We start from the raw sequence: 13333 nt of genomic DNA, 5'->3' as shown, positions 1-13333 counted from the left end.
ATGCGTATCCTCGAACGGGTGAGATCAGATCGGCTGCGCGGTCACTTCGAACATCTCCGCGGTGGCCTTGTGGTTGTCGACCGGAGGGCCCTTGCCCAGCTGGCCGTGGCAAATCGCCAACGAACTCTCGACGATGTAGCGGCAGCGCTCGAAGCGCCGCTCGCGGTAGGCGGCGAAGGCCTCCTCCGGCGTGTTGGCCTTGGCCAGCTCTTCGGCCAGCACGATGCTGTCCTCGATCGCCATGCCTGCGCCCTGCCCCAGATGCGGGGTGGTAGCATGGACGGCATCGCCCAGCAGCACCACGCAGCCCTTGCTCCAGTCCCCGCGCACCAGCATCCCCTCAAGCGGGCGGTAGACCACGCCGTCGTCGTCGGTGATCTGCTCGGCCAGTTCGCGGATCTGCGGCGACGTGTTGGCGAGCTTTCCGCGCATGGTCTGCGCGAGGCCTTCCTTGTCGTACCACGGGTTGCCGGGCTCGGGCGTGGTGACATACATATACATGAGGTCGGCGCTCATCGGCACGAGGCCCACCCCGGTCGGCCCGTTGTAAACATGGAGCGAATCGAGATCGGCCGGGCGCGGCAGGTTGTAGCGCCACACCGCCTGCCCGGTGAATTCGGGCTTTTCCGCCTCGGGCAGCACCTTCTGGCGGGTGTCGGAATAGACACCGTCCGCGCCGACCACGATGTCGTAGCGGCCCTCGCTCCCATCGGAGAAGCGCACGGTGACGCCCTCGCCATCGTCGATGATCTCGCTGGCATTCACGCCGAGGCGCACCTCGGCACCCGAGGCCAGCGTGCGCTCGCTCAGCACCTTGTGTAGTGCCGGACGACCGATACCGACATTCGCCGGATAGCCCTCCACCAGACGCGGGCTCGGCACCTTGGCCACCTGCGTACCGTCAGGCGCATGGATGGCGACGAAATCGAACCCGACCGAGGCCTCCATATAGGCGTCGAGCAGGCCCAGCTGATGCATTGCCCGCAGGACATTGCCCTGCTGGATGATGCCCACGCCATAGACCGCCCACTCGGGATCCTTCTCGATCACGGTCACGGTATGGCCCTCGCGGCCAAGCGCGATGGCGGCCGTCATCCCGCCAATACCGCCGCCGATGATCAAGATAGTGAGGTTTTGCATCATCCCGTCCCGTCAAACTCTGTATCGTCGGTCCACGACGCTGCCTGACTTCTCGGTCATGCTGTTCGATCGGGGCCGCGACATACCATCCCAACTGCGCGCTAATCAGTCCAATTTATTCTTTTTCTGATTATCCATCACTTGTGCTGATAGGAATTTTGGCCTCACCCTGCTGGCGGCCTTCGACGCGCTGGTGCCCATCGCCGATCGAGGCCCGCAAAAGCAAAAAAGCCAAAGCCCTGGACTAGGTATTTCTACCTCGCTTTGCGGCATCGGGAATCGTTAACCGCTCGCGATAAATCCACCGCATCTTCAACGCTTTCTGGCGTGATTCTGGCAGCAGACGAAATGTGGGGGCAACACGATGCTCGATTGGTTTGAAAAAGAAGCTCCGATCCTGACGAAATTCCAGGCGCTGCAAGTAGCCCTGACCGGGCTTTCCGCGCTGAGCCTTGGCGCTGTGCTGCTGCTCGCAGCCGGTCTCGTGCCCGGCTATGTCGGCATCGGCATCGGCGCGCTGGCGCTGGCCTTGACCTTCGCCACAATCAGGACCGCTTCGCACAAGGTCTGCACGCCCTACGTCAATACCGTGATGCGGATGGAGGCACTGGCAGCGGGGGATACCCTGAGCGAGATCCACTATGTCGACTACAACGACTGCGTCGGCCGTATGACCAAGGCGATGGCGACCTTCCGCGACAACGCCGTGGAGGTGCACAGCAGCCGCGAAGCGCAGAAGAACGTAGTCGAGTCTCTGAGCACCGCCTTGAAGGCGCTCGCCGACAACCAGCTGACCTGCCAGATCCAACGCGAGTTCCCCCCTGCCTACGAGGAGCTTCGCCGCGACTTCAACCGGGCGGTGGATTCGCTCGCTTCGGCGATCAGCACCGTCAACCAGAGTGCCAACTCGGTGCTGACCGGCGCGCAGGAGATCCACACCGCCTCCGACGACCTGTCGCAGCGCAACGAGCAGCAGGCCGCCAGCCTTGAAGAGACCTCGGCGGCGATGAATCAGGTCACGCAAGGGGTGAACAGCACCGCCGTCGCCGCAGCCGAAGCGCAGCAGACCATCGCCAGCGCTCACCGTGAGGCCAGCGAAGGCGGGGCCGTGGTCGAACGCGCGGTCGCCGCCATGTCGGCGATCGAGCAATCGTCGGAGAAGATCAGCCAGATCATCGGCGTGATCGACGGCATCGCGTTTCAGACCAACCTCCTCGCGCTCAATGCCGGGGTCGAGGCGGCGCGCGCGGGCGATGCGGGCAAGGGTTTCGCCGTCGTGGCAACCGAGGTGCGCGCCCTCGCCCAGCGCAGCGCCGATGCGGCCAAGGACATCGCCGCGCTCATCACCGAATCGAGCCAACAGGTCGGTTCGGGCGTGTCGCTGGTCGGCGAGACCGGCAGCCTGCTGACCAAGATCGTGGCCGGGATCGGCGAGATCAACAGCGTGATCGGCGAAATCAGCACCCGCGCGCAGGCGCAGGCCGCCAGCCTCCAGCAGGTCAACAGCGCGGTGGGCGATATGGACCGCGTGACCCAGCAAAATGCCGCCATGGTCGAGGAATCGACCGCTGCGGCGCGCTCGCTGGCCGACGAGGCCGGGGAGCTGTCAAAGGTGGTGAGCAAGTTCGAAACCGGCACCACGCTCGCAAGCCGCAGGATCGCGCCGGTCGCCAGAAGCGCTATGGCCAGCGCCCCCATGACGCACGGCAATGTCGCGCTGAAGGTGGTCGAGCCAGCCGAAGACTGGTCGGAGTTCTGAGCGCCGGATAAGGCAGGCTGGCGCTCAGGGGCGACCCTGGGCGTCGGCCAGCGCTTGCGCCGCCAGACAGAGCGCGCCCATCGGCCCGGCATCGTCACCGAGCGCAGGCGGGCAGATCAGCGCTTCGAAATAGGCCGCGTCCGCGGGTTCGAGATAGCCGGCCAGCAGCTTAGGCACAATCTTGCGCGCCCGCGCCAGCAGATGCGGCTGGCGGTTGGCCACCCCGCCGCCGATGATGATCCGCTGCGGGGACAGCGTGAGCATCAGTTGGGCGAGCAGTTCGGCCAGATCATGTCCCACCGGGTCCCATTCCGGCGCGTCAGGGCCAAGCTCGACCGGCGCGACAGGCAGGCGCGCGATCAGCGCGGGGCCTGCGATCAGGCCTTCGATGCAGTCGCCATGAAATGGGCACACCCCGGCAAACACGTCGCCCGCAGCCCGGCGCAGGCGGACATGGCCGATCTCGGGATGCATGCTGCCATGCACCGGACGCCCCTCGACCAGCACTCCGCCGCCAAGGCCAGTGCCGATGGTGAGGTACACGAGGTTTGCGCAGCCCTGCCCTGCGCCATGGGCATGCTCGGCCAGCGCAGCCGCGTTCACGTCGGTGTCGAGCGCGACCGGGCAGGCGAACCGCTCGCGCACCATGGCGAGCACCTCTGCCCCTGACCAGCCGGGCTTGGGCGTGTTCAATATGGTGCCATAGTCCGCCGCCTGACGATTGACGCGCACCGGCCCGAAACTGGCGATGCCGATGGCCGCGACCGGTGCCTCGGCGTGCCAGAGCGCGATCTGGTCGAGCGCGGCCCCGAGCGTCTGTTCCGGCGTAAGCGTCGCGAAGACGACGCGCTCGGCAATGCCTGCCGCATCCCCGCGCACCACGATGCACTTGGTGCCACCGAGTTCTATTCCAACCAGCCCCATGGGTGCCTCCGGCCTCAGCCTTGCGAGAATGCCCGCGCCAGCGCGGCGAGCTTCGATTGGGTAAAGGTCTGCGCCAGCACGGTGCTGGCGGCAATACGGTCGAAACCGTGGAAGGCTCCGGGCGTCACCAGCAGTTCGACCGGCACGCCGGCAAGCGCCAGCCGACGGGCATAATCGATGTCTTCACCGACGAAGAGGTCGACCGCGCCCACACCGATCCACGCCGGGGGAAGCCCGGAAAGATCGGCCAGACGCGAGGGCACCGCCGCCACCGGCACATCGGCCCCGCCCGGCTCCATGCCGAGGAAGCTGCGCCAGCCGAGCCGGTTTTCCGGCGCGCTCCAGCCGACGGTGGCGAGATGCGGGGGCACAGCGCCAGTGCTGCCGGTGCGATCGTCGAGCATCGGATAGACCAGCGACTGGAACAGCACCGGCACCTCGCCGCGATCGCGCGCCTTGATCGCAAGGATCGCCGCATGGCCGCCGCCCGCGCTCTCGCCCATCAGCGCGATCCGCAAGGGATCGACGCCCAGAGCCGAAGCGTTGTCGAACAGCCACTTGAGGCCCGCGTAGGTATCCTCGGTGCTTTCTGTGTAACGCGCGGCGGGCGAGAGCCGGTATTCGACACTCACAATCGTACAGTCGAGCGCTCGGGCGGTCTCCTGCAAATAGAGCAGCTCGCCGCGCGCGCTGCCCACCAGATGACCGCCGCCGTGGATATGCAGGATCGCCGGTCGAGCCAGCGTAGGCTCGGAATTGACCACGAATAGCTTGACTGCCGGAAGCGAGCCACGTGCCTCGATATCGCGTTCGGCAACCGGGATATCGGGCAGCAGTTCCGGCATCGGCGGGCCGGAATCCGGGCCGATGGTGCTCAAGGCTTCCTCGGTCAGCGCCGGAAAGCCGCTTTCGATCATCATCCGCGCGGCAGGGCGCAGTTCGGGCGCGATCGGCGCGAGCCGCTCGGCCACGCTTGGCGCTGCCCCGCTGTTCGCGCCCTGCGCCAGCCCGACGCCGGAACGCGCCAGCATGGCACCCGCCAAAAGGCTCGCCCCGAGCCGCCCGAAATTCCGCCTGTCGATCTGCATCGCTCGCTCCCCTGAATGCCTGCGCGCCGGGAGGAGCCGGCGCGCAGACATTGTGCAACCAATTGCGCTTAGTAGCCAGTCATCCGCAAGCGCAGGCCGATCGTGCGCGGGGTCGGACCCGAAACAGACGCCTGAGCACCGGTGCCGATGAAGATCGGGCCACGCTCGTCGAACAGGTTGTTGCCGAACAGCGCCAGTTCCCACGGCCCCTTGCGCAGGCCAGCGGTCAGGCCGACAAGCTGGTACGGATCGACCGTAATGCCATTGGCCTGCAACCGGTCGCCGCTGTGGCTCACCGAGAAGTTGCCGAAGGCCTCGACATCGTTGCTGATGTCGGTGGCATAGTTGGCATCGAAACGCAGGTTGTTGCCCAGCGTGTTGAGCAGCCTTGCACCCGGACGCAGCAGCGGCTGTGCCTCGGCGATGGTCTCGTTGACGGTGTCGTACTCGCTGTCGTTGATGTTGCCGGCGAGGCTGAAGTTCAGCCCGTCCAACGGCGTGCGCCAGAACAGCTCAAGGTCGATACCCTTGGTGGTCGCATCGCCGAAGTTGGCGAAGCCGTCCACGCCCTGAATCCCGCCGGTCACGGAAGTTTGCAGGTTGGTATATTCGAGCCAGTACAGGTTAAGCCCCACATTGAGGTTATTGTCGGGCGAGCGCCACTTGAGCCCGTACTCGTAGTTGGTGGAGCTTTCCGGTTCGAGCGCCACCGAAGCCGGGACACCCGCCGCTTCGAGCGACTGCACCTGCACGCGCGACTGCACGATGCCGGGGCGGAAGCCGGTCGAGGCCGAGACGAACATCGTCAGGCTGTCGGTGGGAATATAGGTGAGGTTCAGGCGCCAGGTTTCCTTGTTCGCCTTGGTCGGAACTGTGCCGTCGCCGTCCTTGAACGTGCGGTCATCATGGTAAGTGCGGATGCCCGCCAGCGGGATCAGCTTGCCGTCGAACAGCTCGTAGCTGACCTCGCCGAACAGCGCCCAGTTTTCGGTCTTGGTGTCGTTATCGGCATTGATGTCGACGAAGGGCGGGATCTGCAAAGCATTGACCTGCGGGCCGCTGCCGTTCTGATAGGAACCGCCGACCAGCCAGTGCAGCGGGCCTGCGCCGTTGGAATTGATCCGCAGTTCCTGCGCGAACATCTCGGGCATGAACTGGCTGGAGAAGAAGCCCTCGGGCGAAATCGGGATGTTGATGCCGAACTCGCCTTCCAGATTGCTGGTCGCGCTGGTGATGGTGAACGCGTCGAGATCGAGCGTGGCGGTGAAGCTCAGCAGCTTGAAGTCGCCGTTCGAGAAGCTGTCCTGTCCGGCGGTGTTCTCATAGTACACCGGATCGACCGACGACGTGAAGCCGGTGAAATCCTGCCGCGGACGGAAGCGCCAGTACTGCGCGCGCAGCTCCAGATTGTCCGTCGGGCGCGCCAGCGCCACGATGCGCAGATCGTCGTTGCGCGCTTCGTTGACGTTGGTCTGATCCGGCGTGCCGTCGAACTCGCCGAAATAGGCATCGGCATAGCCCGCATCGCGCGAGAAACCGCCGCTGACGCGCACGGCCAGCTTGTTCTCGATCAGCGGCAGCGACAGCGCCCCGGCAAAGCCGTAGTTCAGCTGATCGGCACCGCGGGTGTGCGACGCCTCCGCCTCGAAGGCGACATCGACGCCGTTGAGGTTCGGATCGCGGGTGTGGAAGATGAACACACCGCCCGACGAGCCCTGCCCGTAAAGCGTGCCCTGCGGCCCGCGCAGAACTTCGACGCGCTCCATATCGAGGAAGCGCACCGGCGGGGCGATGCCGAAGTTGGTCACCACGAAGGGCGTATCGTCGAGGTAATAGCCGATCGGCGAATCCCCGTTCTGCGTCACGCTGCCGCGCAGGTTGTAGAAGCGCGCACCGTTCGACTGGCGGAAACCTTCCTGCGCGCCGGGGACGGCGGACACGAGATCGCCGATGTTGGAGATGTTGCGCTCCTTCAGCGCTTCGCCGTTGAACACCTGGATCGCCAGCGGCACGTCCTGAATGTTCTGCGCGCCGGTCTTCGACGCGGTGACGACGATCATGTCGCTCTCATCACGCGAGCCGGAACTGCCCGCCCCATCGGTGGACTGCGCCTGCACCGTTGCACTGGCCATGGCGAGCGCCATTGCGCTGCCAGCACCCAAAAACCGTCCGATACCCATCACGACTCTCCCCAAGTCAATCGATTGCGTCTTGCGGCAATCCAAAATTTCACCGTCAATCATTTCACGTCTTCCTCACTAAACTTAGACAATCGATTGCATCCGCAGGCGATTGCCTAACTCCCTCAGTATTGCCGCCGCTTAGGACGGTATCAGGCGCGCCTGATCGTCTTCGAGAACAAGCCTCAGATCAGGCGCAAAGGTGCCCCCGAACCGGCGCGGTGCGTCCGGCGCGCGATCCGCCCCCCAGTTGTCGACGAAGCTGATCACACGCAGATCGGGCATCACCAGCCAGCTATAAGCCTGCGCCGCCGCTTCAGGCGGGTTGGCGAAGACAAGGCCCGTGCCATTAAGCGGACGCCAGCCCGACAGCAGATTGTCCGACACCATGCCATAAAGGCCGGTCGGCCCGGTCACGCCGTCCGGGTTGAAGACGTGGCGCTGGGTCGACCAGAACAGATAGTAGAAGGCGCCGTGATGGATCACATGCGGCCTCTCCAGCTCGTTGTTGAGTCCGCAGGCAGTGACGATCGGCGCGCCGATGCGCCAGGCATCGAGGCTCGCATCGTCCGCCGTCGAGATGCCGACCACGCCGTTGTAGTCCGACCCCGCATCGGCAGCCGAAGCAGCGAACAGCAGGTGGCTCTTCCCGCCCTTCGGATCGAGGAAATAGGCCGGGTCGCGGAACGCCTTGATCGTGCCGATGGTGCCGGTTCCGCTCTCGCTCGCCATGTAGTGCGCCGGATCGCGCACGATCACTTCGTCGAGATCGCGCCAGTCGGTGAGGCGCGGTGCCTCGCCCTGCACCAGCGTGGCGCGCGCGCGGAACATCCGCTGAAGGAAGGTCGGTTCACCCTCCCCGCGCCGTCCGGTGGCAGTGAAGTACAGCGTGACCATGCCGCTCTCGGCATCGAGCACGGCAGAGCCCGACCACTCGCGGCTGCCGGGCGAAAACCCGTCGGGCATCGCCGGACCGAGGTGCGTCCAGCCCCCGTCTCGCTTGAGCAGCAGGTGAATACGCGCATGGTGATGGCGCTTGTCGGGATCGTCGAAATGCGGTGCGCCCAGCGCCATCCACAAGGTGCCGCCATCGGCCAGCACGGCAGGATAGCCCGCCGGGTCCTGAATTGGCCAAGCGTCCCAGATGCCCAGATCCTCGTCAACGGGCGCGAAATCGTCGGCAGCGATCAGCGGGATGACCGAAGAGGTCGGCGCCTCGAACGCGCCCGATTGCGGCGGCGTCCACCGGGCAGGGCCATTCCCGCCAAGTCCGGTGTCGGCGCATGTCATGTGTGCAGTGCTCATGGAATCGTCACCTCGGCTTCGGCCGAGCGCAGTTCGGCATCACGGTAATCGGCGGAATTTCTTGCCTCCAGTCGTTCACGGAAAGGCTGGCGCAGCGCGTTCCACAGGCACAGCGCTACCAGCAGGGTGGAAAAGATCGCGCCCAGCACGATGGCATAGCGGCTGTCGCCCATCACATCGCCCAACGCGCCCATCGCCATGGGAGCAAAGACCGCGCTGACGCAGGTGAAGAACAGCAGCAGTCCGGCAATCGAGCCGTGATGTCCCTTGTCGAAACAGCTGATCCCGGTCGAATTGATCGTGGGGTACAGCACCGACATGAACAGGCCCGTCGCCGGCAAGGCGAAGACCGCAGCATCCATCCCGCCCGATACGGCGACCCAGAACAGCAGTGTCATCGCGCCGCTACAGGTGAGCAGCACCAGGGGCCAGCTGAAGCGCCCCAACAGCCACACGCCAAGGAAGCGGCCCGCCGCGCGCAGCACGAAGAAGATCGACACCGAATAGCCCGCCAGCGCCAGCCACGAGCCCTCGTAACCGGCAAGGTAGGTCGGCACCCAGACGTAGATCGCCGCCTCCGCCGCGACATAGGCCATCAGCGCAAGGCTGAAGAAGATTGCAGCAGGATCGCCCACGAGCCGGATCGCGTCGGTGGCGCGCGTCGGCTCCTCATTGGTGCGGATTGGCTGCGGAAACCGGGCGAAGACCGTGCCGAGGATCAGCAAGCCGCACATGATCGCCGCGACCAGATAGACCCACTTCCAGCTCGCCCCCACCTGCAACAGGTAGGCGACAATGGCCGGACCGACGATGGCACCGACCCCGAAGAAACCCTCGATCAGGTTCATCGTGCGGGCATGGTCGGTGGTCGACTTCGACAGGTCGCCGATCAGCGCCAGCGCGCCCGCCTTGAAGATCCCGATGCCAAGCCCCGAAATGAACAGCAGCGTGGTGAAGAACAGGAAGTCATGCCCCGCCGCAAACAGCGCCGAGCCGAGCCCGAACATCACCAGCCCGAGCAGGATCGTGGTCTTGCGACCGATCCGGTCGGCCAGAAAGCCCAGTCCGATGGCCGAAATCGCGATGCCCGACATGGTCGCATACTGGAACGAGCCGCCCGCCGTGAGGCCGAGTTCGAACTCGCGGATCACCTCGGGGATCACCGTGCCGACAGAGTCGGTCGTCATCGCGAACATCGCGAACATGCTGAACACCAGCAGCTTGAGCAGCAGCGGGCTGCCGTGAGCGGCAACGGATTGGCGGGGCTGTGTCATCGCTCAGTCGGCCAGGTGAGTCTGGAAGAAGTGGACCATGATATCGTAGGCCTCTCGTGCTTCGGGCAGGTCGGAATTGTAGATGAAGCCGTGGAACATCGCGTCCCAACCGTGGAGCTGCGATTCCACCCCGACCCGCGCCAGCGCGTTGTGCGAATTGAGCGCGGCGGAGAATTCGAACGAGCGCGTGCCGCTGATGAACAGCGTGGGCGGAAACTGCGCCATCACCGTGTCGGAGGACAACGGATAGACCAGCGGGTCGGACGAATCGGCCTCGTCGAGATAGCCCGGCACGGGCGGTGGCCCATTGGCCGCAGGCGGCGGATCGAGTGGCGGCAGATAGCCGTTGAGCGCACCGGCGGTCATCGTCGCGTCGCCGCCGAAATAGCCGCCGAGCGAGGCGCAGAACACCCCGAGTGCAGCGGGTGCAGGCAGCTCATGCGCCTGGAACCACGCCACCGACTGCGCCGCCAGCACACCACCAGCCGAGCAGCCATAAAGGCCGATCTTCGTCGCATCGTAGCTCTTGAGCAGCTCGCGATAGACCGCCACCACATCCTCGCTCGCGGCGGGAAACTGGTATTCGGGCGCCATGCGGTAGTCGATCGAGACGACCTTGATCTTCATCAGCGCCGCCAGCGGCACCGATTCCACCAGCGAGGCCGAACGCCCGCCGGTGGTGAACCCGCCGCCGTGGACGTTGATCAGCAGGCGGTCGGCATTTTCCGGCGCGATGCCCTCGGCCGGAGTGACGACATCGACCACCACCCCGCCGATGCGATCCTCGTGGATATCGACCGCGTAACGCTCACGCATCGGCTTGAGGAAGGCGGCCATGATGCCGTCCTGCCGCAGACGCTCCTCGGCGATATCGGGCACGGCATTGCCGAAGGGCTTATCGACGATGAGGTGGCGCAGATATTCGCGTCCCTCTTCGCTGAGGAAGCTCGACAGCGGCACCTCCACCCCGTCGAGGCGCACGGTGCCGTTTTCGGAAATCCGGTCGTCACCCTGCGCCATCGCAGGCGCGGACAGGCCGACCAGAGCGGCCAGACCGACCGCGCCAAGGCGTCGCAGCTTGCTCACTTTTCGACCTGTGCGATCAGATCGGTCAGCCCGTCGACGATCGCGCTCTCGGCGCAGCCTGGCTGGAGACGCGAGGAGACCACTTCGAAGGTGTACTGCCCATAGGCGGCATCGTTGGGGATATAGCCCGACTGCGCCACGCCGTTGGTCAGCGTCGCCAGCATCGTGTTGGCGTGGGGCGACTCGCTCTTGAAGCGCTGCGCGATCACGGTGAACAGTTCGGCATCGACACCGCCGATATAGACATCGCCCAGCCGCAGCATGGAGAGCTGAAGGTCGATCGGATCGGCATCCTCATAGGTGCCGGCATAGCCCGCGCGCCCGCTGTCGAGCCGCCGCCGGCCCGGACAGGTCGCGGTCTGCAAACCGCCAGCGATCACCATGTCCTCCTGCGGCCGTTGCAGGCTGGAGCGCATCACATGGAGCACCTCTTCCGCCAGCATCAGGCCGAGCGCGGCGTTCACCTGCTTCTGCTGGTCGAGCAGCAGTTGCACACGCGGATTGCTGCGATCGAGGCCCATCCCGCCCGGCGGCATGGCGTTCGAGATATCCTCGCCGCGCGCGGCATAGTCGGCAATGCGGATTTCGCGCAGGTCATAGGTCTGGTTGAAGAAGATCGGGTTCTGGTCGCCCGAGGCGCCGCTCGACCACAGCGCCACCGCATCGCCGCCCATCGAGGCTTCGAGATAGTTGGACGTGGCACCGGGAATGTCGGCGCTGATCATGTCGAGGTTGCCGGTCACCACCGGATGCACGGCATAGTTGTAATAGACTGCGATGGGCGCGCCATCCAGCGACTCCACCCGCATGACGGCGACGGTCTTGTCAGACGGGCCGTCGTAGTTCGGGCCTTCCCACCAGCGGCGATTTTCCGGATTGATGATGTTGCGGTTGACGTTGATCCACGATTTGCCCGTGCCGAAGGCGATGCGCGCGGGCTGAAGCTTCCCGCTCGCCTGTCGCAGCGCTTCGAACACCTTGTCGGCAAAGCCGTCGTTGCGGACGAACGGCGCGCTATGCGTGTGGGTGGCGGTGAGGAGAAAGTTCTCGCGCGGAATATCGAGCTCGCGCTCGGCGCGCAGGCGAAGTTCTTCCCACAGCGGAGTGAGGAGCGCACCTGCATCGACCGTCAGCATGGCCGCACGCTCATGGCCGTTATCGACCACGATGGCGCGGGCATAGAGCGGATCGAGCACGCCTTGCGATCCGGGCGGCAGATCGTCTGCGGCAGGCGTCACGTCCACCCGCGCCGCACCTGCACGCAGCTGGCCGGAAACACCTTCCGCCGAAGCCGAAGACAAGGGGAGAAACACCAGTGCAACAAATGCCAGCATGCGGCTGGCGATGACATATGCGGCAGAGCGCCTGAAATTCAGCATCGTGTCTCCTCCCGTTGGGTCGACTTTTGCAATCGATTGCACTCTTCTTACTGTGCATTGCTCACTTGGGCAAGTCCGCTATGGTCGGGCCGGTATTCGAAGGGTCAGGTGATGGGTGGCAAGGGCGTGAAAAAGGTTGGCGGGGCGGAGAAGTCGTCCGGCAGCAAGAAGGCCGCCGCCGCCAAGGCGCAGAAGCCGCAGAACATTCAGGATCTTGCCAGGATCGCCGGAGTCTCGGCGGCAACCGTGTCGCGCGCGCTGGCAGGAACGGGCAATATCTCCTCGGCAACGCGCGAAAAAATCCGCGCGCTTGCCCATCAGTACGACTTCCGCCCCAGCAACACGGCACGCAACCTGCGCATGGGCCGCACCGGGACGATCGGCGTGGTCGTTCCCCTCGGCCACGAGAAGACGCAGCATTTCTCCGACCCGTTCTTCATGCGCCTGCTGGCCCTGATCGCCGACCGCATTGCCGAGCGCGGCTATGACCTGCTGCTGAGCAAGGTCGTGCCGCACGATCCGGAGTGGCTCTCGCGGCAGGTCGACAGCGGGCGAGTCGACGGGATGATCATCATCGGCCAGTCGAATCAGTCCGATGTCATCAATTCGGTGGCGCGCTATTACGATCCGCTGGTGGTCTGGGGCGCGGCGCTGGACGAGCAGATCTATTGCTCGGTCGGCAGCGACAACCGCCTCGGCGGGCGGATGGCGACCGAACACCTGCTGTCGCTCGGCTGCCGCAAGCTGGCCTTCTTCGGCGACCCCTCGGTGCCCGAGATCGAGCAACGCCTCGAAGGTTTTCGCGACGCCTTGCGCGACAAGGGCAACGGCGCGGTGGGCACCACCCTGCCCGTCCACTTCGTGCCCGAACAGGCGCTGGAAGACATTTCCGGCTTCCTCGACATGGCCGACAAGGTGGATGGCATCTTCGCCACCTCCGACACCATCGCCATGACCGCGCTACAAGCGCTGCTCGACCGCCGCCGCGCAGTGCCGAAAGATGTGAAGGTGATCGGGTTCGACGATCTCGAAATCGCCCGCCGCACCGTGCCCGCGCTCAGCTCGATCCGGCAGGATCTGGAGGCCGGGGCCGATGCGCTGGTCGACCTGCTGTTCCGCAAGATCGCCGGAAAGAGCGTGGAAACGGTGATGCTGAAGCCGCAGATCGTGACGCGGGGCAGCACGACCTGCGACTGAC

The 13333-nt window shown here is 65.2% G+C and carries 10 protein-coding genes; 2 read left to right on the top strand and 8 right to left on the bottom strand.

Annotated features, from left to right (window positions below; genetic code table 11):
* Positions 1–24: 24 nt before the first annotated feature.
* Entirely contained in the window at positions 25–1140 is a 1116-nt protein-coding gene (locus D2V17_RS10460) for an FAD-dependent oxidoreductase (RefSeq protein WP_119592940.1), read from the bottom strand.
* 364 nt (positions 1141–1504) lie between these two features.
* Here D2V17_RS10460 and D2V17_RS10455 point away from each other — a divergent pair, with 364 nt between their 5' ends.
* Positions 1505–2899: a methyl-accepting chemotaxis protein gene (locus tag D2V17_RS10455; RefSeq protein ID WP_119592917.1), complete on the top strand. Its 1395-nt coding sequence runs from the start codon at positions 1505–1507 to the stop codon at positions 2897–2899.
* A gap of 24 nt (positions 2900–2923) precedes the next feature.
* On the opposite strand, the gene D2V17_RS10450 is transcribed toward D2V17_RS10455, so the two are convergent.
* The 7 genes from D2V17_RS10450 to D2V17_RS10420 all read right to left on the bottom strand — a co-directional run bounded on the left by D2V17_RS10450 (position 2924) and on the right by D2V17_RS10420 (position 12135).
* A complete protein-coding gene (locus tag D2V17_RS10450) occupies positions 2924–3823 on the bottom strand; it encodes an ROK family protein (RefSeq protein WP_119592916.1) in 900 nt (299 codons plus the stop codon).
* Between the two features lie 14 nt (positions 3824–3837).
* A complete protein-coding gene (locus tag D2V17_RS10445; RefSeq protein ID WP_245978668.1) occupies positions 3838–4911 on the bottom strand; it encodes an alpha/beta hydrolase in 1074 nt (357 codons plus the stop codon).
* A gap of 68 nt (positions 4912–4979) precedes the next feature.
* The gene (locus tag D2V17_RS10440; RefSeq protein ID WP_119592915.1) at positions 4980–7091 is read right to left on the bottom strand and encodes a TonB-dependent receptor; all 2112 of its coding nucleotides are present in this window, start codon (positions 7089–7091) and stop codon (positions 4980–4982) included.
* A gap of 141 nt (positions 7092–7232) precedes the next feature.
* On the bottom strand, positions 7233–8396 hold the full coding sequence (locus tag D2V17_RS10435; RefSeq protein WP_245978667.1) for a glycoside hydrolase family 68 protein: 1164 nt from the start codon (positions 8394–8396) through the stop codon (positions 7233–7235).
* Positions 8393–9670, bottom strand: coding sequence for an MFS transporter (locus D2V17_RS10430; protein WP_119592913.1), 1278 nt, complete (start codon positions 9668–9670; stop codon positions 8393–8395). Before D2V17_RS10430 ends, D2V17_RS10435 begins: the two co-directional genes overlap by 4 nt.
* Before the next feature lie 3 nt (positions 9671–9673).
* The gene (locus D2V17_RS10425) at positions 9674–10756 is read right to left on the bottom strand and encodes an alpha/beta hydrolase (RefSeq protein WP_119592912.1); all 1083 of its coding nucleotides are present in this window, start codon (positions 10754–10756) and stop codon (positions 9674–9676) included.
* The gene (locus D2V17_RS10420) at positions 10753–12135 is read right to left on the bottom strand and encodes a neutral/alkaline non-lysosomal ceramidase N-terminal domain-containing protein (RefSeq protein WP_220474105.1); all 1383 of its coding nucleotides are present in this window, start codon (positions 12133–12135) and stop codon (positions 10753–10755) included. The genes D2V17_RS10425 and D2V17_RS10420 overlap by 4 nt, the downstream gene beginning before the upstream one ends.
* A 57-nt stretch (positions 12136–12192) precedes the next feature.
* Here D2V17_RS10420 and D2V17_RS10415 point away from each other — a divergent pair, with 57 nt between their 5' ends.
* Positions 12193–13332, top strand: coding sequence for a LacI family DNA-binding transcriptional regulator (locus tag D2V17_RS10415; protein ID WP_245978666.1), 1140 nt, complete (start codon positions 12193–12195; stop codon positions 13330–13332).
* The last annotated feature ends 1 nt before the right edge of the window (position 13333 follow it).

Origin of the sequence: Aurantiacibacter xanthus, from assembly GCF_003584015.1 — a bacterium.
Lineage (GTDB): Bacteria > Pseudomonadota > Alphaproteobacteria > Sphingomonadales > Sphingomonadaceae > Alteraurantiacibacter > Alteraurantiacibacter xanthus.
Note: the sequence above shows the minus strand (reverse complement) of the source record. Positions and strands in the feature narration are given on the sequence as shown.